The sequence below is a fragment of the Myxococcus eversor genome, from assembly GCF_010894455.1.
GTDB lineage: Bacteria > Myxococcota > Myxococcia > Myxococcales > Myxococcaceae > Myxococcus > Myxococcus eversor.
Genome location: NZ_JAAIXY010000023.1, coordinates 135,734 through 159,079, shown reverse-complemented (window position 1 = coordinate 159,079; position 23,346 = coordinate 135,734). Strand labels below are relative to the sequence as shown.

Sequence of the window (23,346 nt, the reverse complement as noted above, 5' to 3'; positions counted from 1 at the left end):
GGCTGTCCCGGGTCCTGGGGTGGCGGGGGGGAGGCGCTCGTGAAGAGGAAGGCATGGTGGGGGTGGCTGGCGCTGACGGCGCTCGTCGCGAGCTGCAAGTGCGGGAGCGAGACGGACCCGACGGGCACGGGAGGCAGCGGAGAGCCGCCGCCCCTGGTGGAGGTCACCACTCCGGAAGGTGGCGAGCGGGTGTCGCTGGCCATCATCGAGGCCTTCACGCGCCGCGAGGGCACGCCGACGCGCACGTCGTTCGTGACGAGCGAGGAGCTGGTGGTCCGCGCGCGCGTCACGGGAGGCGAGGCGGGGCTGGTGGACCGCATCCAGTGGACGGTAACGGCGGTGGGCACGCGCACCGCCCCGGCCGAGCCCGCCACGGCGACGGGCGCGGAGCTGACGTTCCATGGCAAGTCCTCGCAGTCGGTGGCCGGCAGCCGGGACTCCAACCCTCCGCTCGAGTACGAGGTGCTGGGCGTGCTGGACCTGGACGATGGCCGGAGGCTGGAGGTGAAGCTGCCGCCGTCCTCGTTCCTCCGCCAGGACGAGACGGACACCCTGAGACAGGAGTATGTGGATTACGATACGGACTTCCAGCCGACGCTGGCCAACGTCCGCGTGGCGGGGAACCCGACGCTCAACCGGGGCAACTACACGCTCATCGCCGAGGAGACGCCGGGCGACCTGGACAAGCTGCTCCAGGAGGTGGACGCCGAGCTGAACAAGCTCCTCAAGGATGACGTGCAGGTGGTGCCGGTGGGCACCCTGACGCGGAGCCCCGCGACGGTGGTGGTGTCGCCGGGGCCGTCGGTGCTGATGCTCGGGCCGCTGGGGGACACGAATCCCAGTGGAGACGACGTGTGCTCGGGGGCCCGGGTGGGCGGCCTGTGCGCGGGCTCCATCCTCGCCGGACCGAATCGCCGGGCCGACACGACGGCGAACAACCGCTCCACGACGGTGAGCGTGGAGCCCTTCATCACCAGCGCGTTCCGCAACCCGCAGCGCAACCGGTTCATCGGCTCGGGCTCCATCAACAGCCGGCACACCCGGGGACGCGCGCTCGACATCGCCCCGCGCTCCATGGTGGTGCCCGGCCGGGACACGCGGCAGCTCATGTGCCTGGTGGAGCTGGCGGGCATCCGGGTGGTGGGCGAGGAAGACAGCTTCACGGAGAACGGGCCGGTGACGTTCCTCGACTGCAATGACCCGGCGGCGGACCACGTCCACATCCAGCGTTGAGCCAGGAGGACAGATGAGCGCGAAGGTTCTACTCGTCGCGGGGTGGGGGTTGCTCTCGCCCGTGCTGGCCCAGACTCCGCCATCCCCACCGCCCTCGGCGGCGGCCAAGCCCTCCGTGGCGACCCCCTCCACGCTATCGCCCACGGCGAAGGAGGGCATCCGGCTGGCGCAGAGAAATTGCCCCTCGGACGGCTTCGACAAGGCGGGCTGCGCGAAGGCCATCGCTCTGCTCCAGGCGGCCGCGGCGGAGAATCCGGACCAGCAGGACGTGCAGCTCGCGCTGGCTCAGGCGTACTGGAACACGTCGTTTCGCGAGTCACCGCAGGCGCGAACTCAAGGCGACTTGCGGCAGCGCGCGTTGGACATCTACCAGCGACAGGTGGAGTTGGGGTCGAAGGACGCAAGGCCGTACTGGGAGCTGAGCCTGCGACAGAAGGACGAAGCGGGGCGCCTTCCGCTGCTGCGCCGCACGGTGGAGCTGAACCCGTCCCACCCGCAGGCGAACCGGGAGCTGGCGCGCACGGAGCTGGCGGTGGGCGAGGTGGACGCGGCGGTGCGCAGCTACCAGAAGCACCTGGAGGTGAGCCCGTATCGCGACTCGAGCGATGCGCTGGCGCACCTGGACTTCGCGAAGCGGCTGGAGGACGTGGGGCGCCCCAAGGACGCGACGCAGGTCACCGAGCGCGTGTCGACGCTGATGCAGGGCGAGCGTCGCGCCACGCGCTGCGAGGTCTGGCGGGCCGCGGACCCGAAGCTGTACGAGCAGCAGGCGGAGCTGTCGAAGCAGGTGAAGGCGCTGCTCCCCTACTGCACGGAGACGGCGTCACTCCAGCAGGCGACGGACCTGGAGCGCCAGGGTCGGGTCGACGAGGCGATTGTCGCCGCGAAGCGACAGATAGCGGAGAACCCGAAGGTGGAAGGCGCGCACGTCATGCTGGAGCGCCTCTACCAGGACAAGGGCGAGCCCGCGCAGGCCGCTCAGGTGGCCACCCAGCATCTGGAGCAGGAGTCCGACTCGAAGGAGAAGTGCGAGCGCTTCAAGGAACTCGCGCCCGCCACCGTGCGAGCCATGCCACAAGACCAGGTGGAGACCCTGCGGCGCGACTGCCGACAGCCGTGAGGGCCGGCCCGCTCGTGCTCAGCGCTCGACGCCGTCGGGTGTCGGCGCCTCGCGCTCCCCGAGGAAGCGCCGCCGCAAGGTCTTCGTCACCTCCGCGTCCCAGCGCGGGGACAACAGCTCCACGAAGGTCCTCCGCCAGCGAAGCGCGCACGCGAAGCACGCCAGCGTGGTGAAGAGGCCGATGACGGCGTTCTGCCACGAGGACAGGTTCCACTGCCCCTGCCAGAACCACTCCCGGAAGGTGATGGGCCAGTAGTAGTGGATGGGCCACCCGGGCCCGCTGCCCGCGAGGTCGCAGAGCAGGTGCAGGTGGAAGGTCCCCAGCGCGAGCAGCCCCACGCGCAGCCGCTGTCGTCCCAGCGCCATGCACACCCCAGCGGTGACGAGCGCGCCCACGAAGCCGTGGAACAGCACATGGTGATAGCGCACGTACAGCTCCTCACCCCCGAGCAGCGTGAGCCCGTCCAGGTCCGGCGCCAGGCCCGCGCAGGTGACGAGGATGCGGTCTCTCCGCTCACGCAGGCTTTGCGCCGCCAGCCAGGAGAACTCCGCATGGACGAGGGGATTCATGAGGCCGTTGAGCCTACGCCAGCTTCGCGCTCACACCGGCACGGGCGAGCGCCGGGGCGTCCCCAGCAGCTCCAGCGTCCGCACCGCCACATCCGCCAGCGTGGCCGAGCACGGCTGACAGCCTCCTCCACAGCAAGGAGACCAGTCCCCCTCCGGGTCCCTGAGCAGGGGATACACGCAGCTAAGTAGGTAGTCCGGCAGCCCGGCCTCCTCGGAAGCACGGCGCAGCGCCTCCTGGACGGTGGGGTCCTTCACGTCGAGCACGCCCCCTTCATAACGGTGCGCGCGCCCCTTGGGGACCTGGCTTCACTCCCGGGCAGGCGAGCAGCCCTGCCCGTCTCCTTCTGGAGCCCCCTCGTGGATTTCTATTGCGTGCACTAGTTAGGGGCCTTACTAATTGGGGCGGCATCCTTTCGCCGAGCATCGAGATGAGCGTGAGTCCTCCCCCCATCACCCGCTTCGAGCGGCTGCAGCGACTGGCGAAGCGCTTCCCGCAGCTCGACTCGAGCGGCCTGGAGACGTGCATCACCCTCTTGCGCCTGTCGAACGACTTGTCGGACGCCTACGACGCCAGCCTGGCGCGACACGGGCTGTCGAAGGGGCGCTTCACCGTGCTCGTCCGGCTGTACTCCACCAGCGAGACGGAGGGCGGCCGAGGACTCATTCCGGCGGAGCTGGCGGAGAGTTCGTGCGTGAGCCGCGCCACCATGACGGGCCTGCTCGACACGCTGGAGAAGGACGGCCTCATCTCCCGGGAGGACCACCCGGAAGACCGCCGCATGTACACCGTGCACCTCACGCCGAAGGCCCGGCAACTGCTCGAAGGGATGCTCCCCGAGCACTACCGTCGCGTGGCCGCGCTCATGTCCCCGTTGAGCGAGCAGGAGCGCGACACCCTGCGCGAGCTGCTGGCCAAGGTCTCCACCGGTCTCCCCGCCTTCCGCGAGCCGTGAGCCACCCCTTGCCCTCCTGATTCCCCTCTGCCGGACCCGGCGGATGACCCGCCGCATCCGGATGGTTAGCCACCAAATCATCGACTCGCTGAACCTTTGAGAACCACCATGAGCACTGCTTCCCCTTCCTTGGATGTGCAGGACAACGATGTTCCGAAGAAGCTCCCCTCCGTCGCGAGGGAGCCCGCCGCGCCGCGCTCGCGAGCGAAGAAGGTGTTGCCCGCCCTCGTCGCGCTGGCGCTGGTGGGCGGCGGTGCGCGCTGGGCGCTGACGCGTGGCCACGAGTCCACGGACGACGCGCAGGTGGAGGGCCGCATCGCCAACGTGTCGCCGCGCGTGTCCGGCATGGTGGCCAAGGTGCTGGTGCGCGACAACCAGGCGGTGAAGGCGGGCGACGTGCTCGTCGAGCTGGACTCCACGGACCTGGACGCGAAGCTGGAAGTGGCCCGCGCGGATGTGCTGAGCGCGGAGGCACAGGCGTCCAACGCGCAGTCGCAGCTCTCGCTCACGGAGGCCAATGCCGGGGCGAACCTGCGACAGGCGCGCGGCGGCGTGACGCAGGCCAACAGCGGCATCAGCTCGTCCAAGGCGGCGCTGGACCAGGCGCACGCGGACGTGGCGGCGGCCGAGGCCCGCTTCAAGCTGGCGGACGCGGACATGACGCGCGTGAAGACGCTGAAGGAGCAGGGCGCGGTGACGCAGGCGGACCTGGAGGCGCGGCAGTCCGCGTATGACCAGGCGAAGGCGTTGCTGGACGTGTCGCGCGCGCGGCTGACCTCCACGCAGGCGGGGGTGCAGGGCTCCTCCGGTGGACTGGAGACGGCGCAGGGCAAGCTCGCCGCCGCGGAGACGGGGCCGGTGCAGGTGCAGGCGGCGCAGGCGGCGGTGAAGCTGTCCGACGCGAAGCTCAAGCAGGCCCAGGCGGCGCTGCACCTGGCGGAGCTGGCCGTCTCCTATACGCACGTCCGCGCGCCGGTGGACGGCGTGGTGAGCCGCCGCACGGTGGAGGTGGGGCAGATGGTGGGCCCGGAGCGTCCGCTGATGGCGGTGGTGCCGCAGGACGACGTGTGGGTGGTGGCCAACTTCAAGGAGGACCAGGTCGGCGAGATGAAGGCGGGTCAGCCGGTGGAGGTGGAGGTGGATGCGTTTGGCAGCCACGCCTTCAAGGGCCACGTGGACAGCCTGGCCGGTGCCAGCGGCGCGCGCTTCGCGCTGCTGCCTCCGGACAACGCGTCCGGCAACTTCGTGAAGGTGGTGCAGCGCATCCCCGTGCTCATCCGCTTCGACGGTGAGTCGAAGGTGGCCCTCAAGCCGGGCATGAGCGCCGTCGTCACCGTCGACACGAGGAGCAACTAGTCGTGAAGGGCGACGTCATCACCGGTTCAAAAACCGGTATCACCATCGCCGCCATGGCCGCGGCGCTGATGTCCGTGCTGGACATCTCCATCGTCAACGTCGCGCTCAGCGACATCCGCGCGAGCTTCGGCACGCCGTTGGACCAGATTGCCTGGGTGTCCACCGGCTACATGATGGCGAACGTGGTGGTCATCCCGATGACGGGCTGGCTTCAGCGGCGCTTCGGCTTCCGGCGCTACTTCACCGCGTCCATCCTCATCTTCACCGCGGCCAGCGTGCTGTGTGGCCTGGCGTGGAACCTGCCTTCGCTGGTGGTGTTCCGCATCCTCCAGGGCATGGGCGGCGGCGCCATCATCCCCACGTCGCAGGCCATCCTCTTCGCGCGCTATCCGCAGAAGGAGCACGGCATGGCCGGCGCGCTCTTCGGCCTGGGCGCGGTGACGGGGCCGCTCCTGGGGCCCACGGTGGGCGGCCTGCTCATCGACGTGGCGAGCTGGCACTGGATATTCCTCATCAACCTGCCGGTGGGCCTGTTCGCCGCGTTCATGGCGTGGCGTCACATCAAGCAGGAGGACTTCCAGCCCTCCACGGCCCGCGTGGACCGTTGGGGAATCGCCCTGCTCGCGGTGGGCATGGCGGCGCTCCAGTTCGTGCTGGAGGAGGGCACGCGCGAGGACTGGTTCGACAGCATGAAAATCACCGTGCTCGCCGTGGTGGCGGGCGTGGCGCTCATCACCTTCGTCGTCCACCAGTTGGAGACACCCGAGCCGGTGGTGGATTTGCGGGTGTTCGCCAACCGCTCCTATGCGGCGGCCACCGGGGTGAACTTCCTCGTCGGCACCGCGCTGTTCGGAGGCTCGTTCCTCTTCAGCCTCTTCTGCGGCACGGTGATGCACTACTCGGCGCTCGACATCGGCCTGGTGTTCCTCAAGGGCAGCTTCATCCAGGTGCTGTTGATGCCGCTCATCGGCAAGTTCGGCGGCAAGCTCGACGGGCGGTGGCTGGTGGGCCTGGGAATCATTGGCATGTGCCTGTCGCTGTGGACCAACGGCCACTTGAGCAGCACGGCGGACGAGGCGACGCTGATTACGCCCGTCTTCATCCGCGCCTGCTCCATGGGCTTCATCTTCGTGCCGCTGTCGGTGATGGCGCTCAGCAACCTGCGGCCGGACCAGCGCGGCAACGCGGCGGGGCTCTTCAACCTGACGCGCGAACTGGGGGGCTCCATCGGCACCGCGTGGATGAGCAGCGCGCTCAACCGGCTGACGAAGGTGAACACCACGGCGCTCACGTCGCACGTGGACCCGTACAGCCAGGTGACGCAGGAGCAGCTCGCCGCGCTCAAGGCCACGGTGGCCTCGCGGGTGACGGACCCGCTGTCCGCCGCCTACGGCCTGTTCAGCCAGCGCATCAACATGCAGGCGCTGGTGCGGGCCTTCAACGCCAACTTCACCGTGCTCACCGCCATCTTCGCGTGCTCGCTGGTGCTGGTGTTCCTCCTCCAGCGCGCCAACCCCGGCGTGAAGGTGGAAGGCGCGCACTGAGGCTGTCTCCCACGCGCCGGAAACAAGAAGCGGGTCCGCTCCCCGAGGAACGGACCCGCTTTCGTTTTCCAGGCAGTGGCGAGGGCCGTCGGTTCAGCTCAGCGCCGACGGGCGCGGACTTCCGCGGGCTTGCGACGACGGCTCAAGAGCCCGGCCATGGCCAGCAGCGCGGTGGCGGCGACGAACGGCGCTCCACCCGTGGCCGACGCGCCACATCCCTGCGGACCGCTGTCGGACAGCGGGTTGTTGGGGCCGTTGTCATCGTTCACCACGCCGACGTTCGGCGTGCCGGTGCCGGGCAGCGTGGGGACGGAGATGACCGGCGGGGTGGGAATCGGGGTGGGGGTGGGCTCCGGCGTCGGCGTGGTATCCGGCGTCGGAGTGGGCGTGGGGGTCGGCTCCGGCGCGGGCTCGGGGACGGGCTCGGGAGCCGGCGCGGGCGGCATCACGTCCTCGAGCGTGGTGCTCATGGTGAAGCCATCGTGGTACACGCTCGCCTCGGGCTTGATGGTGTCCTCGCGGTAAAGGCCGAGCTTCAGGTAGTTCATCTCACTGCCGAACTGCGTGGCGCCCATCGTCTTCGGCAGCGCCACCTTCCCGTTGTGCCAGAGCTGGACGAAGCCGACCTTCGCGTTGGACGACCACTTCACCTGGAGCACGAAGTCGTGCCATTCGCCTCGGGAGAGGGGACCTTCCCAGGAGATGGGGGCCTCGGAGCCGCCCACGCGCAGGAACATCCGGTCTCCCTTCACGAAGAACTCCAGCGGCGGCGAGCCACAGCAGCCCTCCTGGTGCCACTGCGCGAACACCTGCCACCCGTCCGACAGCGGGTAGTTCTGGGGGAACAGCGTGCTCCACTTGTAGAAGTACGTGGAGCCCGTCTTCTCTTCACTGATGTAGAGCAGCTCGTTGCGGTTGCCGCTCGCGCCGATGGGGTCATCGCCCTGGCGCACGGTGGCCTTCAGGGCATAGCGGCCTTCGCGCACCATGTCCGTCACCACCTGGAGGCGGCTGTTGGAGACGCTCTGCGAGCGCGTCCACTGCGAAATGTTTCCGGTCTCGAAGTCGCCCTTCCACACCACTTCAGCGGAAGCGAGTGAGGGAACCACAAACACCAGGGCGGCGAGTCGAAGGAATGCGGTCAAACGAGGTCCTTTCATTCCGGGTTGGCGCATGGGGACACCCGGCCGGGCGTGCTACTTCCCGCTCATGACTGGCTGCCAACCCCCAGGACGTCGTGCCCTCGGTCGCTTGCTCGCAGTGGCTCGAAGCGACACGGCGCCTTCGTCCTCGTTCGCCGCTTGTCTCATGACGCAATGATTCTCGGGGGATGGAGCGCCGCGTCGTGGGTGGGTGCCCGAGCCACCTCGCGTCGAGCACGGCTCGCCTGCTGCCCGGCCTGGGGACGTGCCGTCGTCCCGCACGTCTGCCGTTGCACGGGAAATCCAGACCTGCGTCCTCCGCGCGCGCGAGGATTTGGAGACATGTCCGTTCGTACGAGGCGGACGTGGACTCCCGAACGTCCTCCTCGGAGGAGCGGGGTGTCTCATTTCCGTCGAAAGTCGGCGACAGCAGGAGGGTTGGTGTAGAACCCGACGCGTGGGCGGCTGCTTGGGGGAGTTGCCCGAGGGGGCAGCATGTTGAAGTCGACGTACGACAAGGCCCTGGTCCTGGCGTTGGCCGCGCCCGTGCTCGTTGTCACCTTCCTGCTCGCGCGCACACCGTCCGGGGGGAACGGGGTGGAGACGCGATTCTGGGCCGAGCGCCGGGCATCCGCGCGCATCGAGGCCCGACTCACCTATCCGGAGGCCGACCGCTATCGCCCGCGCGTCTCCGCCGGTGGCTGTCTCATTCCTCCCGAGCCCATTCCGTTGAAGGAGCTGGCCCGGCTGGAGGAGGACGGCGACTGGGCGGGCATCGCGGCCGCGTACGGTTTGCAGAGCGAGTGGAACCAGGCCGGCTCCTTCCTGGAGCGGATGACCGCGTCACCGGACCGCGACAGCGACCTGGCCGCCGTGCACCTCGCGCGGGGAGCGCACGAGAAGGCGCTGCGCCTGTTGGACGGTGTGCTGGCGTCGAAGCCCGCGCACCCGCAGGCCTTGTGGAACCGCGCGCTGGTGCTCCGCGACATGGGCCTCACCATGAAGGCGGCGGAGACCTTCGAGAAGGTGGCCGCGCTCGGTGAGCAGGGGTGGAGCCGAGAGGCGAAGGCGCACGCGCTGACGCTGCGCGAGGAGACGCAGGAGCGGGCCCGCAAGTGGCGTGGCGCGCGCGACGCGACGCTGGCGCTGATGGACGACGCGCAAGCGCCGCTGCCTCTCCAGGAGGCGCGTCAGAGCCCGGGCGTCGTGCGGCAGCACTTCTACGACGTGGTCCGCGCGGCGCCGTCCAAGGAGCGCGTGCTGGCGTTGATTCCGCTGGCGCGGGAGCTGGACCGCATCCAGGGAGGCTCCTCGCTCGGGGACTACGTGACGCGCGTCGCCTCTCGCGACTTCGCCCGCCGGGGCGAGCTTTCGAAGGGCTACGCGGAGCTGGTGCGCAAGCGCGTCAGCGCGCCGGAGTCGCTGGTGGAGTCGGTGCGCGCCTCCGGGGAGGACGACCTCTTCGTGGGACTGGCGCTGCACAACAAGGCCGCGCTGCGCTACTTGCCGGACCTGGTGTCTCGCGCCCAGCGCGAGCAGGACTCCTGGTTCAACCTCTTCCTGGAGCGGGAGCTCGCGCGCAAGGAGACGGCGGACGGCGAGTGGTGGAAGGCCGAGCAGCGCCTGTTCAACGCGCTCCAGCGCTGCCGCGAGGGCGCCTTCTCCACGCGCTGCGTGGAGCTGGAGATCCGCCTGGGCATCCTCTACGCGGACCTGCGGCGGCTGACGGAGGCCGAGCAGCACACGCGCACCGCCTGGTCCTGGGCGCGCCAGCTCCAGGAGTGGGATTTGGAGCTGACGGCGCTGGAGAACCTCAACCACATCGCGAGAGACCGCGGCGATTTCTCCAGCGCGATTGCCTACGTGGAGGAATGGTCCGCTCGGGGCGGTCGCGATCGCATCGACACCTGCTACTGGTCCCACATCAATCAGGCCCACACGTACTACCTGGCGCTGCGCCCGGAGGCCGCGCGGGGCGCGCTGGACGCCGCCGCCGCGTGCCCCCAGGCGCCGTTGGACCTGATGTTCGGCGCGACGTTCGCGGAGCTGGCGCGCGCGCATCCGGACCCGAAGGACGCGGAGCGGCTGCGCCACGTGCTCGACGTCGCGCGGGTCAGCAATCCCATCCCCGGCGACGCGGTATATGCGCGCTACATCGAGGGCCGCTTCGCGCTGGACCGGGAGCACGCGCGGGGCGTGGAGTTGCTCACGCGCGCCATCGAGGACGCGCGGAAGCTGCCGTCCACCGACGTGCTGGCGCGCGAGTCGTGGACGCTGAGCTACTCCTCGCTCGTCACCGATGCGGGGCGCACCGGCGACTACGCGCGGGTGCTGGAGTTGATGGCCGCGCAGCTGGAGACGCAGGTGCCCACGAAGTGCGCGCTGGCCGCCGCCGTGCACAGCGAGCGCTCCGTGGCCGTCGCGCGTGGACCGAACGGCGAACTGGTGGGTGACTACCAGGGAGACCGCAAGGCGCCCTTCGCCGAGAGCCCCAGCGCGCAGCTCGTCCCCGAGCGGGTGCGGCAGGCGCTGCGAGGCTGCCCCCAGGTGGACGTGCTGGCCTGGGCGCCCGTCTTCGGGCGCACGGACCTGCTTGCCTCGGAGCAGCCCTGGAGCTTCCGCATGGGACGCACGCCCCCGCCCGCCGGAGGGGCGCCCACGTCCCGCAGACTGGTGGTCTCCAGCGTGGAGGCGCCCGCGCTGCTGCAACTGCCCCGGCTGCCCAACTGGACGCCGCCGACCGAGCCGGAGCCCACGGCGCTGGAGCTCTTGTCGGGCTCGGACGCCACGCCCTCGCGCGTGCTCTCCCGCATGTCGGACGCGACGGAAATCGAGATTCACGCGCACGGCATCAGCGACCCCGTCCTCTCCGACGCCGCGCTGGTGGTGTTGTCGCCCGAGGGCAACGGCCGCTACGCGCTGACGGCGGACATCGTCCGGAAGCAGAGGCTGGCGGCCGCGCCCCTCGTCTTCCTCGCGGCGTGCAGCGCGGGCCGGCTGGCCTCCACCACCACGCACGAGCCCTTCAGCCTGCCCGCGGCCTTCATCGAGGCGGGCGCGCGCGCGGTGCTCGCCTCCACCGTGGACATCCCCGACGCGGCCGGCCGCTTCTTCGACGGCGTGCGCCAGCGCATCCGCCAGGGCACCGCGCCCGCGGTGGCCCTGCGCGACGAGCGACAGAAGTGGCTCGCGCGCGATGCCCGCAACGGCTGGACGCACCACGTGCTGCTGGTGGAGACGTCCGACTGAGCCTTGCCTCTTTCAGAGGGGCGTGGGCAGGTACGTGTTCCCCTGGGGCACGAGGAAGTGGTGGAACGTGACGGACGCGCTCACGTCGAGCGCGTGCACCCAGTGCCACCAGCCCACGGGGATGAACACCAGCTCCCCGGGCTCCAGCACGGCCTCCACCACGTGCGCCTCCGAGTACAGCGGGTAGCGCTCGCCGTCCGGATGAGCCGCGTCCACGTGGCTGAACGTCCCGTAGCGCGGGTACATCAGGTGCCGCTGGAAGGAGGGGATGAGCTTGATGTGCTTGCGCCCCATCACCTGCGCCAGCAGCACGTTCATGTTGTCGTGGTGCAGCGGGGTGACGGTGCCCGCCGGGCCCAACAACAGCGTCATCATGTCCGGCCGCAGCTGCGCGTCGATGATGCCCTGGGGCGCGCGCACGTCGTCGCGCAGCGGCTTGAGGCCGTCGCGCTGCCAGTTCTCGTTGCGCGGCACCATGTAGTAGTCGTTCGTCGCGCCGCCCGTCGCCACGCGGTGCACGTAGTCGGAAAAGCGCATCGTCTCGCGGTGCTTCTCCGGCTCGGGCGCGTGGTCCGGGTTCGACTCCCGCCGCGTCATCACCTCCACCTCCGCGTCCCCCGCGCGCTCCGCCAGGTACGGCAGCGTCCAGCGCTCCAGCGCGGGCCAGTCCTTCATCAACCCCGTCAGCACCACCGGCCGGTGCCCGAAGTAGTAGCGCGTGAAGAACTCGTCGGCGCTCAACCCCTCCCGCCGCTCCAGCCCCGCATGCCCGCCCGACTGCCGGTGCAGCGTGCTGTAGACATCCATCACGGACTCCAGCCAACCGTAGCGCCGCCCCAACCGCTGACACGCCTGGAAGAACGGGTGCGCCTCCACGCGCGCCACCTCTTCCCTCGCCACGTCTTCACCCACGCCCACGCCCATCAATGCGCGACACGCCTCCTCCCGCGTCACCCCCAGCGCGAGGTTCTCCACCAGCCAGACCTGCCATTCCAAAGCCAACCGGGACGCATCCGCGCTCATTGAGAAATCCTTGGATTTCATGACTCAAACCACCCCCCGCCCTCTCACGGAAACGCAGCGGAGCATGTTAAGGACGGCGACAGCTTCAAAGTTTCATCCACCAGCAACTTGTACGTGCTGCCTGTATCCCAGCACGAGGAGCGAGCGCATGACGCCCGGTTCCAAGCAGTCCCCGAGTGTCCAAGTCGTCGAGTCGAGTGCCGCGGACGCCCACGTGAAGAACAACTACGTGGACTGCGCCACCGAGGTGGGGGTTCAGCGCCAGCGCAAGCCTCTGCCGATGCCGTCCACCCCCGCCCTGGCCTCCGCTCCGGAGCCTCGCTAGGCCGCTTCCCTCACCAGCGGCGGGGCCCGCACCCCACCCCTGGAGATCCATGCCCGGACGGGAATGACCCCCCTCCGGGCATTTGCTTGTCGGTGTCCTTGCACTTTTTTCTCAAGGAACGGGCGCCTTCGCGTCTTTGACTGGGAAACCTGCCGCGCGAGCATGTAGGACAACATGGCAAATCTCTTCAACCGGGAGCGGAGGCGCTACGAGGCGTTCATCCGACAGCACCGGCCCAGCCTGCTGGGTCTGGCGCGCCGGTTGTCCGCCCGTTCGAGCCTGGAGGCGGAGGACCTGGTCCAGGAGACCTTCGAGCGGGCGATGAACGAATTCGAGGCGTTGAAGGACCGGACGGACGCGGCGGCGGCGGCGTGGTTGTGCACGACGATGACCAACCGCTTCCTGGATTTTTGCCGCAGGCAGCGTACGGAGTCGCGGGGGATGCCACACCTTGCCCTGGTGCAGGAGGGGGTGGCGCAGGGGGAGGCCCAGGAGAACTGGGAGCTGGTCAGCACCGAGGAGTTCCAGAAAGCGGTGGAGCGGCTGAAGCCGCACCTGCGCGACGCCTACCGGCTGCACGCCGAGGGCAAGCGCTACAACGCCATCGCCGAGCATTTCAACGTTCCCGTGGGCACGGTGGGCAGTTGGCTCACCCTGGCGCGCAGGGACCTGAAGGACTTGCTGCTGCCACAGGTAGCGGTGGCCCGGGAGCGGGGGGCAACGAGCTCATGACGACGCCATGCACCAACAACCGACTGCACCTCTTCGTGGACGGAGAGCTGTCCGCCACGGAGGCGGAGGCCTTTCGCCAGCACCTGACGCGGTGCGCGGAGTGTGAGTCGGGACTGAGGGACTTGCTGCAACTGGAGCTGCTGGCCGCGAGGGCGCTGGGGGGCGCGGCGCCCGTGGCCGAGTCGCCGGACGTGGTGGAGCCGGTGACCGCGAAGGTGGTGCCGCTGCGGGCCAGGCTCCAGAAGGTCTACCGCACGGCGCTGCCGCTGGCGATGGCGGCGGGCCTGGCGACGGTGTTCATCCGCTTTCAGGCCCCGGTGGAGATTCCGGGCGAGGTATGGCTTTCGAGCGCGGACTCCCGCACCTTCGAGGCGCGGTTGAGCCACCCGAAGGCGGACCGCTTCCTCCCCTACAGCCCGATGCGCGGCACCAGCCAGGCGACGGAGATGTTGCCGCTGCGTCCGCTGGCGGAGCTGGAGGAGCGGCACGACTTCAGGGGAATCGCCGCGGCGTATGCGCTGCGCGGTGACTGGCAGCAGGCGGAGGCGTTCCTCGGCCGGGAGCCGGAGTCCGCGGACAAGGCGAACGACCAGGCCGTCGTCGCGCTGAGCCGGCAGCGGTACGAGGAGGCCCTGGGCCTCTTGACGAGCGCGCTGCGGCAGAATCCGAATCATGCGCAGGCGCTGTGGAACCGCGCGCTGGTGTTGCGCGAGCGGGACTTGCTGGACCGCGCGGCTGCGTCGTTCGACACGGTGGCTTCGCTGGGTGAAGAGGGCTGGAGCGCGGAGGCCCGCCGGATGGCCGCCGAGCTGCGCACGCAACTGGCGGAGGAGCGCGTGCGGTGGCGGCGGCAAGTCACGGATGCGTGGCTGACGCTGACGGGGGACGCGCCCTGGGACGTGAAGCAGCTCGCGCAGCGGCCGGTGGTGGCTCGCGCGGCGCTGTACGAGGCGGTCCGCACCGTGACTTCGAAGGAAGACGTGGAGGCGCTGTTGCCGCTGGCGAAGGAGTTGGACACGCTGGGTGGGGGCTCGGTGCTGCAGGAGTATGTGCGGCAGGTGGCGACGAAGGACTTCGCCGCGAGGGCGCCGCTGGCGCAGGGATATGCGGGGCTCCTGAGGGAGCGCGAGACGAAGAAGGACGCCACGGCGCTCCTGGAGTCGCTGCGTCGCTCGGGGGAGCGGGACATCTACTTCGGGGCGCTGGTGCACACGGGGAGCGCGGTGGTGGATGCCACGGCGCTGAGCGCGTTGCGCGGCTTCGCCGAGGGCACGCCGGACCCGTGGCTGCACCTGCTGGCCGAGCGCGAGGGCATCCGCCGCGAGCTGGCCGCCGGCCACACGGCGCTGGCTGAGAAGCAGTTGATGGACGCGATGCTGACGTGCAACGGGCTGGGCAACATCGTCCCGTGCATGGAGCTGAACTGAGCAGTCGCTTCTTCGGAGCCTGAAGCCGTCAGGGGGTCGGTCCATCAGGGCCGGCCCCTTCGCATTTTGGAGGGAGTCGTCACTCCGGGCCTGGGGCACCGCGCGGTGCTGGCGTGGAGGTCACTCCTGGAGGGATGCCCGCCGCGCGCCGCCCATCTGGCTGCCGCGCTGTTGTCCACCGTGCGAACGCGGGCTCGTGTCGCGCACGGGCGCATCCTGCGTGGCAGGCTCGCCCGCATGCCAGAGTTCGCGCCCCGCAACATGAGCGACTACGCGGCCACCCACCGGGACTTCCGATGGGAGCGGCCCGAGCACTTCAACTTCGCCACCGACGTGGTGGACCGGCACGCCGCCGAGCGCCCGGAGTCGCTGGCGCTCCTGTGGTCCGACGAGTCCGGCCGCGAGCAGCGCTTCACGTGGCAGGGCGTGCGGCAGCGCTCCATTCATGCCGCGCAGTTCCTCACGGGCCTGGGGCTGAAGAAGGGCGACCGCGTCTTCATCATCATGCCCCGCGTCCCCGAGTGGTGGTTCATGGTGCTGGGCTGCATCCGCGCGGGCATCGTCTTCATGCCCGGCACGCCCATGCTCACCGTCAAGGACATCCGCTACCGGCTGGTGGCGGCGGACGCCAACGCGGTCATCGCGGACATGAGCTGCCTGGACCGCTTCGAGGGACTCGCGGGCACGGGCCGCGTGGAGACCTGGGTCGCGGTGGGCAAGGGCGCGCCCGCGCCGTGGGTCTCCTACGAGGCGGGCACGCTGGGCACCGGCGCGCATGGCCAGGTCTTCTCGCCCACGCGGGCAGAGGACCCGCTGCTCATCTACTTCACGTCCGGCACCACCGGGATGCCGAAGATGGTGCTGCACACGCACGCCAGCTACGGCCTGGGCCACGTGATTACCGGGCGCTACTGGCTGGATTTGACGCCGGAGGACCGGCACCTGACGCTGAGCGACACGGGCTGGGCCAAGTGCGCCTGGGGCAAGCTCTTCGGGCCGTGGAGCCAGGGCGCGTGCAACGTCGTCTACGACTTCCGGGGCCGCTTCGACGCGGCGAAGATTCTCGAGGTGCTGGAGTCCCAGCGCGTCACCACCTTCTGCGCGCCGCCCACCGCGTGGCGCGCGCTGGTGCTTCAGGACCTCCAGGCCGTGGACCTGACGGAGCTGCGCCACACGGTGAGCGCGGGCGAGCCGCTGAATCCAGAGGTCATCGACTCGTGGAAGGCGGCTACGGGGCTGCACATCCGCGAGGGCTACGGCCAGACGGAGACGGTGGTGGTGGTGGGCATGTTCCCCTCGGTGGCGCCGCGCGTGGGTTCCATGGGCAAGCCGTCCCCGGGCTTCACCGTGGGCGTCATCGACGACACGGGCCAGGAGGTGAAGGACGGCCAGGAGGGCGACATCGCGGTGCGGGTGGCGCCGGAGCGGCCGGTGGGGCTGTTCCAGGAGTACCTGGGCGATGACGCGGCCAACGCGGCCTGCCGCCGGGGCGACTGGTACGTCACCGGGGACAGGGCGGTGCGGGACGCGGAGGGCTACTTCTGGTTCGTGGGCCGCGCGGACGACGTCATCAAGACGTCCGGCTACCGCGTGGGGCCGTTCGAGGTGGAGTCCGCGCTGCTGGAGCACTCGGCGGTGGCGGAGTCGGCGGTGATTGGCGTGCCGGACGACAAGATTGGCCAGCGTGTGAGGGCCTACGTGGTGCTGGCCCCGGGCTTCACTCCGTCACAGGAACTGGCGAAGGAACTCCAGGAGCACGTGAAGCGCACCACGGCGCCGTACAAGTACCCGCGCGAGGTGGAGTTCGTCACCGAGCTGCCCAAGACGGTGAGCGGCAAGATTCGCCGCGCGGAGCTGCGCGCCACGCCGCCGAAGCCGGGGTGAGGACGTCACCCCGGCTCCCGGTTTCAACGCCTGGCTAGCTGCTCCAGTCCGAGTGCACGAAGCCGGCGTCGGGCTTGTCCCGGCGCTGGTACGTGTGCGCGCCGAAGTCGTCACGCTGGGCCTGGGTGAGGTTCTGCGGCAGCTCCGCGCTGCGGTAGCTGTCCATGTACGCCAGCGACGAGCTGAACACGGGGATGGGGATGCCCAGCTTCGTCGCCGTGCCCACCAGCTTGCGCCACGACGGCGCCATCTTCTCCAGCACCGGCGCGAAGGCGTCCGACACGAGGAGGTTGGGCAGCTCCGGCTGGCGCGTGAAGGCCTCGCGCAGCGGGGTGAGCAGCTTCGCGCGGATGATGCAGCCGCCCCGCCAGATGCGCGCCATCTCCGCCAGGGAGACGTTCCACTTGTACTCCTCCGACGCCGTCTGGATGAGGCGCATGCCCTGCGCGTACGTCACCACGCGCGCCGCGTAGAGCGCGTCATGGGCCCACGCGCCCAGTTGCGCCTTCTCCTCGGCGGACAGCGCCTCCGAGGGGCCCTTGAGCTTCTGGCTCGCCGCCACGCGCTGGTCCTTCATCGAGGACAGGTTGCGCGCATCCAGCGCGGAGGCGATGGAGGGAATCGGCACGCCCAAATCCAGCGCCACCTGCACCGTCCACTTGCCCGTGCCCTTCTGCCCGGCCTTGTCCAGCACCAGGTCCACCAGCGGCCTGCCCGTCTCCGCGTCCTTCTTGCGCAGCACCTTGATGCTGGTCTCCAGGAGGAAGGACTCGGCGATGCCCTTGTTCCATTGCGAGAAGAGGTCCGCCACGCCCTCCGCCGACAGGCCCAGGCCCCGGCGCAGCACGTCGTACGTCTCCGCGAGCAGTTGCATGTCCGCGTACTCGATGCCGTTGTGCACCATCTTCACGAAGTGGCCCGCGCCGTCCGGCCCCACGTGGGTGACACACAGGCCCTCGTCCGTGCGCGCGGCGATGGCCTCCAGCACCGGCTTCACCAGCGCATACGCCTCCGTCGGGCCGCCGGGCATGATGGACGGGCCGTGCCGCGCGCCCTCCTCGCCGCCGGACACGCCGACGCCGAGGAAGTGGAAGCCCTTCGTCTTGCAGAGCTCCTCGCGCCGCCGCGTGTCCTGGAACCAGGAGTTGCCCGCGTCCATGATGACGTCGCCCGGCGACAGGAGCGGGAACAGCCGCTCCATCATCTGGTCCACCGGCGCGCCCGCCGTAATCATCAGCAGGATGCGCCGGGGGCGCTCCAGCCGCGACACGAACTCCTCCAGGGACGCGGTGCCCTTTATCTCCGGATGCCCGTACTTCTTGTGCATCTCGTCGATGCGCTCCGGATGCCGGTCCCAGGCGGTCACCCGGAAGCCGTGGTCCGCGATGTTCAGGGCCAGGGCCGCGCCCATGACGCCCATTCCCGCCACGCCGAACTGCGCGCCCGTCTGGGCGCTCGCTGCCGCACTCATGATTCCTCCGAAGATGGCCCGCTCACCGTCCCGCGGCGGCGGAGTCCAACATCCACTGCGCATTCGTCACCCGGGCCGCCGGGAGCGCCAGGTCTCCCGCGAGCGCCCGGTGCACCGTCTCCCGCTTGCCCGCGCCCGCCACCAGCATCAGCACCGCGCTCGCTGACAGGAGCGTCGGCATCGTGAGCGTCATCCGCCAGGGCGGCGGCTTGGGGCCCACCACGGACAGCACGCGCCGGCTCTTCTCCTCCAGCGCCGGGTGGCCGGGGAAGAGGCTGGCCGTATGCCCGTCCTCTCCCATCCCCAGCAACACCACGTTCAGCATCGGCGGCAGGCGCGCCTCGTACTCGCGCGCTGCGACTTCGCGGTCCCCGCGCTCGCCCTCCATGCGGAACACCTGCGAGGGCGACAGCCGCAGCGGCGCAATCAGCGTCTCCTCCACCATGCGGTAGTTGCTGTCCGCGTCATCCGGCGGAACGAAGCGCTCGTCCACGAAGTACAGGTCCACCCGTTCCCACGGCAGCACCAGGCGCGACAGCTCCCGGTACGCGGGCCCCGGCGTGCCTCCGCCCGACACGGCCAGGCTCACCCGCCGGTTCATCGCCAGCGACATCTGGAGCGAGCGCGCCATCCACTCGGCGGCGGCGCGGGCCAGGTTCTCCGGCGGGAGGACGCGGGGAGGCAGCGAGTTCATAGCTGCGTCCACCGTCGCCCGTCGCGGGCGAGCAGCGCGGAGGCGGCCTGGGGGCCGGTGCTGCCGACCGCGTAGGAGTGCACCGTGCCGCCCTCGCCGGACTCCAGGGCCTGGAGGATGGGCGTCACATAGGCCCACGCCTGCTCCACGCTGTCCTGCCGCGCGAAGAGGGTGGCGTTGCCGCGCATGCAGTCCAGGAGCAGCCGCTCGTACGCCTCCGGCACCGGCTTCTGGAAGCTCTCCTCGTAGTTGAAGTCCATGGTGACGCCCGCGATGTTGACGTCCTCGCCGGGCACCTTGGACTCGAAGGAGAGGGCGATGCCCTCCTGGGGTTGGATGCGCACCGTGAGCACGTTGGGCTGCAGCCGCTGGCAGGTGGCGCCCTCGCCGGAGAACAGGCCGATGGGCACCGACTTGAAGTGGATGGACACCTCCGTCATCCGCTTCTTCAGGCCCTTGCCCGCGCGCAGGTAGAAGGGCACGCCCTCCCAGCGCCACGAGTCCACGCTGAGCTTCATGGCCACGTACGTGGGCGTGCGCGAGTCGGGCTTCACGCCCTTCTCCTTGAGGTAGCCCTCGTACTGGCCGGCCACCACGGAGCGCGCCACCTCCTTGCCCTCCACGGGGCGCAGCGCGCGGAACACCTTGTTCTTCTCGTCGCGGATGTCCTCCGCGCCGAAGGACACCGGCGGCTCCATGGCGCACAGCGCGAGCACCTGGAGCAGGTGGTTCTGCACCATGTCCCGGATGACGCCCGTCTCGTCGTAGAAGCCGCCGCGGCCCTCCACGCCAATGGACTCCGCCGCCGTGATTTCCACATGGTCGATGTGGTTGCGGTTCCACAGCGGCTCGAAGATGGCGTTGGCGAAGCGGAAGACCAGGATGTTCTGGACGGTCTCCTTGCCCAGGTAGTGGTCGATGCGGAAGATCTGCTTCTCGTCCAGCACCGCCGCCAGCTCGCGGTTCAGCGCGCGCGCGCTCTCCAAGTCATGGCCGAAGGGCTTCTCGATGACCAGCCGCTGCCAGGGCTTCTGGAGGGGGTGCTCCTCGCGCTTGACCAGTCCGGCGCCGGCCAGGCTGTGCAGAATCTGGGGGAAGGTGGAGGCGGGGGTGGCCAGGTAGTAGAGCTGGTTGCCCTCGGTGCCCTGGCGCTGGGCGACCTGCTCCAGCCGCTCGCGCAGGCGCTTGAAGGCGGCCGGGTCGTCATAGCCGCCGGAGATGCCCTCCAGGCGCGGGGCGAACTTCTGCCACGTCGCCTCGTCGAGCGGCTGGGTGCGCGCGAACTTCTTCAGCCCCTCCTTCACGTGGTCGCGGAAGGCTTCGTCGTCGAGCTGCGAGCGACTGAAGGCGACGACGGAGAAGTGGTCCGGCAGGAGGTTGGCGCGCGCCAGCTCGAAGAGCGCCGGGAACAGCTTGCGCTGCGCCAGGTCTCCCGTCGCGCCGAAGAGCACCACCGTGCACGGGTCCGGGCGCGTGGCGCGCAGCAGCGGGTCTCCCTCTCGGGGGTGCGTCTCGATGTGCAGGCCCTGCGCGTCCATTCCGTTGCCTCCTCGGAGTGACTTCGTGGGGGGGCACCTTACGCCGCTCCAGTCGCCTCGCGGCAAGCCAGAGTGCGTGCAGTGATGTGCGCGTGACGTCTGGAGCGTCCGAAAGCGCGCCCCGGGGGCCTGCTCTAACGGCGGGCCTCGGAGGTCGCACGGGTCATCGGCCTTCCATCCGTGGTGGCCTGGGAGGCTTGCTTCGATGCCTCGAAGGAGGCGATTCGGGGTATCCTGTTGCCCTGAGACGCCCGCCCTCCGGGCAGGCGTCTCGCGCGTGCCCGGGCGGTGGTGGCTGTATCGCCCCCTCCCGGCACGCTATGTCCGGTGTCCGATGATGACCTATCGCCTCGAGCCTTCCGGCCCTCCTCGATGAAGTACCTCGTCACCGTCTGGTTCTGGGTCGTCTTCCTGCTCACCGCGCCCGTGCTCTTCACGCTGGGCGCGCTGCTGCTGCTGGTCACCTGTCCCTTCGACCGGGACCGCCGGATGTTGCACTGGCTGGTGTGTGGCTGGTGCCATTGGCTGTGGCTGCACCTGTCCCCGGGCTGGCGCACGCGCTTCGAGGGCAAGGAGCACCTGCCCAAAGGCCCGTGCGTCATCGTGGTCAACCACCAGTCCGCCATGGACATCCTCGCCGTCATGGGGCTGAACCACCCGTACAAGTTCGTGGCGAAGGCGTCGCTGTTCAACCTGCCGCTGGTGGGCTGGATGATGACGCTGCTGGCCTACGTGCCCATCGTCCGGGGCTCGTCCAGCGCCCTGCACCAACTGCTGGACCCGTGCCGCAAGTGGCTGCGCCGGGGCATGCCTGTCCTCATCTTCCCGGAGGGCACCTATGCCACCGGTGGCCAGCGGCTGCCCTTCAAGCGTGGCGCCTTCCAGCTCGCGCTGGAGGAGCATGTGCCGGTGGTGCCCATCGTCGTGGAGGGCACGACGCAACTGCTCGACGGAGACGGCCCGTGGATGAACGCGCGGGCGTCCATGCGCGTGCGCGTGCTTCCGGCCCTGCCACCGGAGTCGCTGGGACAGGACGCGGGAGAGCTGGCGGAGCGGGTGCGCACGCTGTACGAGCGCACCCTCGCCGTGGGCCGCTGAGTCACGCGCATGGGCTGGCTGCTCTGGACCTTGGAGACGTGGCTGGCGGTGGTCGCCGCCTGGGCGCTGTCCGCCGCGCTTTTGCGTGAGCGCTCCACGCTGGAGCGCTGGATGGCCGCGCTCCTCTTCGGTGCCGCGAGCATCCTCACCTGTGTCCAGGGACTGGGCCTGCTGGGGCAGTTGGGCCGCGTGCAGCTCGCTGTCGCGGGGCTCGTGCTCCACGGCGCCATGCTCGCGGTGGCTGTGTCGCGCGTCGGCGTCGCGCAACTGCTCGCCCGGCTGCGCGCGGACGTAGGCGCTCCCGTGCGGCTCCTGCGAGACATCCATCGGCGCCAGGAGCTGGCCGCCTGGGCGCTGTTGCCCGCGGCGTGCGCGCTCATGCTCTCCAGTGTCATCGCCTGGTCCTTCCCCAACTGGGCCTGGGACGTCGTCTGGTACCACGTCCCCAAGACGAACTACGCGGTGCAGACGGGCAGCATCGCCTGGGTGGACACCTCCGTCTGGTACGTCAACGGCTACCCCGAGCTCACCGAGCTGCTCTCCGTCTGGAACGTGCTGCTGCCCCGGCACACGCGCCTGGATGACCTGTCGCAGGTTCCCTTCGGCCTGTTGGGAGCGCTCGCGGTGGCCGCGCTCTGTCGCCGTGCGAGCGCGAGCCCCGCGCTGGCCGCGTCGCTGGGCGCGATGTGGCTCGCCCTGCCGGCGGTGTTCCTCCAGCTCCACACCTCGCACGCGGACGTGGTGGCGGGCGCGCTGTTCATCACCGCCTTCTATTTCCTCACCGAGAAGGACTGGAGCCCCGTCGCGCGCACGCTGACGCTGCTGGCGCTGGGCCTGTACGCGGGCACCAAGGTGACGGGCCTGTTCCACCTCGCGCTGCTGTCGCCGCTGCTGCTCGTGCGCGGGGGGCTCGTGCTGTGGCGCGCGAAGGGCGCGCGGTGGCGGACGCTGGGGCAGGCGGGGCTCGCGGTGTCGCTGCTGCTCTGGCTGGGCGCGCCCACGTACGTGGAGAACGCGGCGCGCACCGGCAATCCGTTCTGGCCCGCGCGGATGCGGGTGCTGGGCCGGGAGCTCGTGGGCACCATCGGCGCGGATGAAATCGCCGGCCCGCCCGCCTTCTTCGGCGCGCCCGGAGCGTTCGAGCGCATGGTGGACAACTGGAGCGCGAGAGAGGGGATGTACTGGCCCGACGTGCGCGAGCGCGCTTTTGGCTGGCTCTTTCCGTATCTGCTCCTGCCCGCGCTGCTGTGGGTGAGCGCCTCCGCCCTCTTCAGTCGCGAGCGCTGGTTCAGGTTGTCGCTGTCGCTGCTCGCGGGCCTGGCGGTGCTGGTGCCCGCCGCGTGGTGGGGGCGCTTCACGCTGGCGCTTCCCGCCGCGGGGCTGGTCGCATTCGCCGTGCTGCACCGGCAGGTGGGCACGCGCTATCTCCAGGCGCCGCTGTCCGCCCTCGCGGCGTTCCTCTGCGTGGCGTCCTTCGCGAAGGCCTCGGTGGGCTATCGCGTGCTGCCGACGGTGGGCCCGCGCGCCTCGCCGGACGTGCGGGACGAAGACAGGATTCGTCTGCAGATTGGCTGGCTGTGGCCGCTGGACGCGATGCGCCTGCGCGAGCAGGAGCTGCGCCCCGGTGACGTGGTCGCCTACGACAGCGCGACGTCCTTCCTGGGCGAGTACTGGACGGAGGACCTGCGCAACCGCGTCGAGTACGTCAACCACGAGGGCGATGACGGCATGTACCTCGACAAGCTCCGCGCCCTCCGGCCGCGCTGGGTGAGCGTGCGTCGGGGGAGCCCCGCGGAGCGCCTGCTGCGCGCGCGGGGGCAGGCCTTCGAGCATCTCTTCGATTGCCCCCTCAGCTCCGCCGTCATGTACCGCGTCACTCGCGCCGACTGGTAGGTGGCGCGACGCCACCGGGGGGCGAAGGCCACGGCCTCGCTGGAAGAAACTAGTGAGGGTGCGAGCTCGCGCGGCGCGGCCAACTGAAGGACGG

At 70.0% G+C, this 23,346-nt stretch carries 19 protein-coding genes; 12 read left to right on the top strand and 7 right to left on the bottom strand.

What is annotated here, in order from left to right; translation table 11 throughout:
* Nucleotides 1–39 precede the first annotated feature (39 nt).
* Together G4D83_RS36340 and G4D83_RS47005 are read left to right on the top strand one after the other, a co-directional pair.
* Nucleotides 40–1,233 (top strand): D-Ala-D-Ala carboxypeptidase family metallohydrolase, encoded by a 1,194-nt coding sequence (locus tag G4D83_RS36340; RefSeq protein ID WP_163869490.1) that lies wholly within the window; start codon nt 40–42, stop codon nt 1,231–1,233.
* A gap of 13 nt (nt 1,234–1,246) precedes the next feature.
* Nucleotides 1,247–2,353, top strand: coding sequence for a tetratricopeptide repeat protein (locus G4D83_RS47005; protein ID WP_163869489.1), 1,107 nt, complete (start codon nt 1,247–1,249; stop codon nt 2,351–2,353).
* 18 nt (nt 2,354–2,371) lie between these two features.
* Here the strand turns inward: G4D83_RS47005 and G4D83_RS36330 are convergent, their stop codons facing one another.
* Both G4D83_RS36330 and G4D83_RS36325 read right to left on the bottom strand, forming a co-directional pair.
* Complete coding sequence (locus G4D83_RS36330; RefSeq protein WP_163869488.1) at nt 2,372–2,923, bottom strand: metal-dependent hydrolase; 552 nt, start codon at nt 2,921–2,923, stop codon at nt 2,372–2,374.
* A 30-nt stretch (nt 2,924–2,953) separates the two neighbouring features.
* Nucleotides 2,954–3,187, bottom strand: a complete 234-nt coding sequence (locus G4D83_RS36325; protein WP_163869487.1) for a hypothetical protein — start codon at nt 3,185–3,187, stop codon at nt 2,954–2,956.
* 164 nt (nt 3,188–3,351) lie between these two features.
* Between G4D83_RS36325 and G4D83_RS36320 the strand changes: the two genes are divergently transcribed.
* The 3 genes from G4D83_RS36320 (at nt 3,352) to G4D83_RS36310 (ending at nt 6,776) form a co-directional block, all read left to right on the top strand.
* Nucleotides 3,352–3,876 carry a MarR family winged helix-turn-helix transcriptional regulator gene (locus G4D83_RS36320; RefSeq protein WP_163869486.1) on the top strand — a complete coding sequence of 175 codons (525 nt, stop codon included), beginning with the start codon at nt 3,352–3,354 and terminating at the stop codon, nt 3,874–3,876.
* A gap of 108 nt (nt 3,877–3,984) precedes the next feature.
* Complete coding sequence (locus G4D83_RS36315) at nt 3,985–5,232, top strand: HlyD family secretion protein (RefSeq protein ID WP_163869485.1); 1,248 nt, start codon at nt 3,985–3,987, stop codon at nt 5,230–5,232.
* 2 nt (nt 5,233–5,234) lie between these two features.
* Nucleotides 5,235–6,776: a DHA2 family efflux MFS transporter permease subunit gene (locus G4D83_RS36310; RefSeq protein ID WP_163869484.1), complete on the top strand. Its 1,542-nt coding sequence runs from the start codon at nt 5,235–5,237 to the stop codon at nt 6,774–6,776.
* Nucleotides 6,777–6,874: 98 nt separating this feature from the next.
* Here G4D83_RS36310 and G4D83_RS36305 read toward each other — a convergent pair whose 3' ends face one another.
* Nucleotides 6,875–7,921: a heparin lyase I family protein gene (locus G4D83_RS36305; protein ID WP_163869483.1), complete on the bottom strand. Its 1,047-nt coding sequence runs from the start codon at nt 7,919–7,921 to the stop codon at nt 6,875–6,877.
* Between the two features lie 492 nt (nt 7,922–8,413).
* Here G4D83_RS36305 and G4D83_RS36300 point away from each other — a divergent pair, with 492 nt between their 5' ends.
* The gene (locus tag G4D83_RS36300; RefSeq protein WP_163869482.1) at nt 8,414–11,167 is read left to right on the top strand and encodes a CHAT domain-containing protein; all 2,754 of its coding nucleotides are present in this window, start codon (nt 8,414–8,416) and stop codon (nt 11,165–11,167) included.
* 12 nt (nt 11,168–11,179) lie between these two features.
* Here G4D83_RS36300 and G4D83_RS36295 read toward each other — a convergent pair whose 3' ends face one another.
* Nucleotides 11,180–12,211, bottom strand: a complete 1,032-nt coding sequence (locus tag G4D83_RS36295; RefSeq protein WP_240357021.1) for a cupin-like domain-containing protein — start codon at nt 12,209–12,211, stop codon at nt 11,180–11,182.
* A gap of 127 nt (nt 12,212–12,338) precedes the next feature.
* Between G4D83_RS36295 and G4D83_RS36290 the strand changes: the two genes are divergently transcribed.
* The 4 genes from G4D83_RS36290 (at nt 12,339) to G4D83_RS36275 (ending at nt 16,558) form a co-directional block, all read left to right on the top strand.
* Nucleotides 12,339–12,515 carry a hypothetical protein gene (locus G4D83_RS36290; protein WP_163869481.1) on the top strand — a complete coding sequence of 59 codons (177 nt, stop codon included), beginning with the start codon at nt 12,339–12,341 and terminating at the stop codon, nt 12,513–12,515.
* Between the two features lie 174 nt (nt 12,516–12,689).
* On the top strand, nt 12,690–13,247 hold the full coding sequence (locus tag G4D83_RS36285; protein ID WP_163869480.1) for an RNA polymerase sigma factor: 558 nt from the start codon (nt 12,690–12,692) through the stop codon (nt 13,245–13,247).
* Nucleotides 13,244–14,674, top strand: a complete 1,431-nt coding sequence (locus G4D83_RS36280; protein WP_163869479.1) for a zf-HC2 domain-containing protein — start codon at nt 13,244–13,246, stop codon at nt 14,672–14,674. Before G4D83_RS36285 ends, G4D83_RS36280 begins: the two co-directional genes overlap by 4 nt.
* Before the next feature lie 237 nt (nt 14,675–14,911).
* Nucleotides 14,912–16,558: an acetate--CoA ligase gene (locus G4D83_RS36275; protein WP_205522801.1), complete on the top strand. Its 1,647-nt coding sequence runs from the start codon at nt 14,912–14,914 to the stop codon at nt 16,556–16,558.
* A gap of 34 nt (nt 16,559–16,592) precedes the next feature.
* Here the strand turns inward: G4D83_RS36275 and gndA are convergent, their stop codons facing one another.
* Genes gndA through zwf form a run of 3 tightly spaced genes read right to left on the bottom strand, consistent with a single transcriptional unit; the run spans nt 16,593 to nt 20,261 of the window.
* On the bottom strand, nt 16,593–18,029 hold the full coding sequence (gndA, locus tag G4D83_RS36270; protein ID WP_163869477.1) for an NADP-dependent phosphogluconate dehydrogenase: 1,437 nt from the start codon (nt 18,027–18,029) through the stop codon (nt 16,593–16,595).
* A 22-nt stretch (nt 18,030–18,051) separates the two neighbouring features.
* Nucleotides 18,052–18,723: a 6-phosphogluconolactonase gene (pgl, locus tag G4D83_RS36265; RefSeq protein WP_163869476.1), complete on the bottom strand. Its 672-nt coding sequence runs from the start codon at nt 18,721–18,723 to the stop codon at nt 18,052–18,054.
* Entirely contained in the window at nt 18,720–20,261 is a 1,542-nt protein-coding gene (gene zwf, locus G4D83_RS36260) for a glucose-6-phosphate dehydrogenase (protein WP_163869475.1), read from the bottom strand. Before zwf ends, pgl begins: the two co-directional genes overlap by 4 nt.
* Before the next feature lie 372 nt (nt 20,262–20,633).
* Here zwf and G4D83_RS36255 point away from each other — a divergent pair, with 372 nt between their 5' ends.
* Nucleotides 20,634–21,359 carry a lysophospholipid acyltransferase family protein gene (locus G4D83_RS36255; RefSeq protein WP_163869474.1) on the top strand — a complete coding sequence of 242 codons (726 nt, stop codon included), beginning with the start codon at nt 20,634–20,636 and terminating at the stop codon, nt 21,357–21,359.
* A 9-nt stretch (nt 21,360–21,368) separates the two neighbouring features.
* Nucleotides 21,369–23,252, top strand: coding sequence for a hypothetical protein (locus G4D83_RS36250; protein ID WP_163869473.1), 1,884 nt, complete (start codon nt 21,369–21,371; stop codon nt 23,250–23,252).
* Nucleotides 23,253–23,346: the final 94 nt, after the last annotated feature.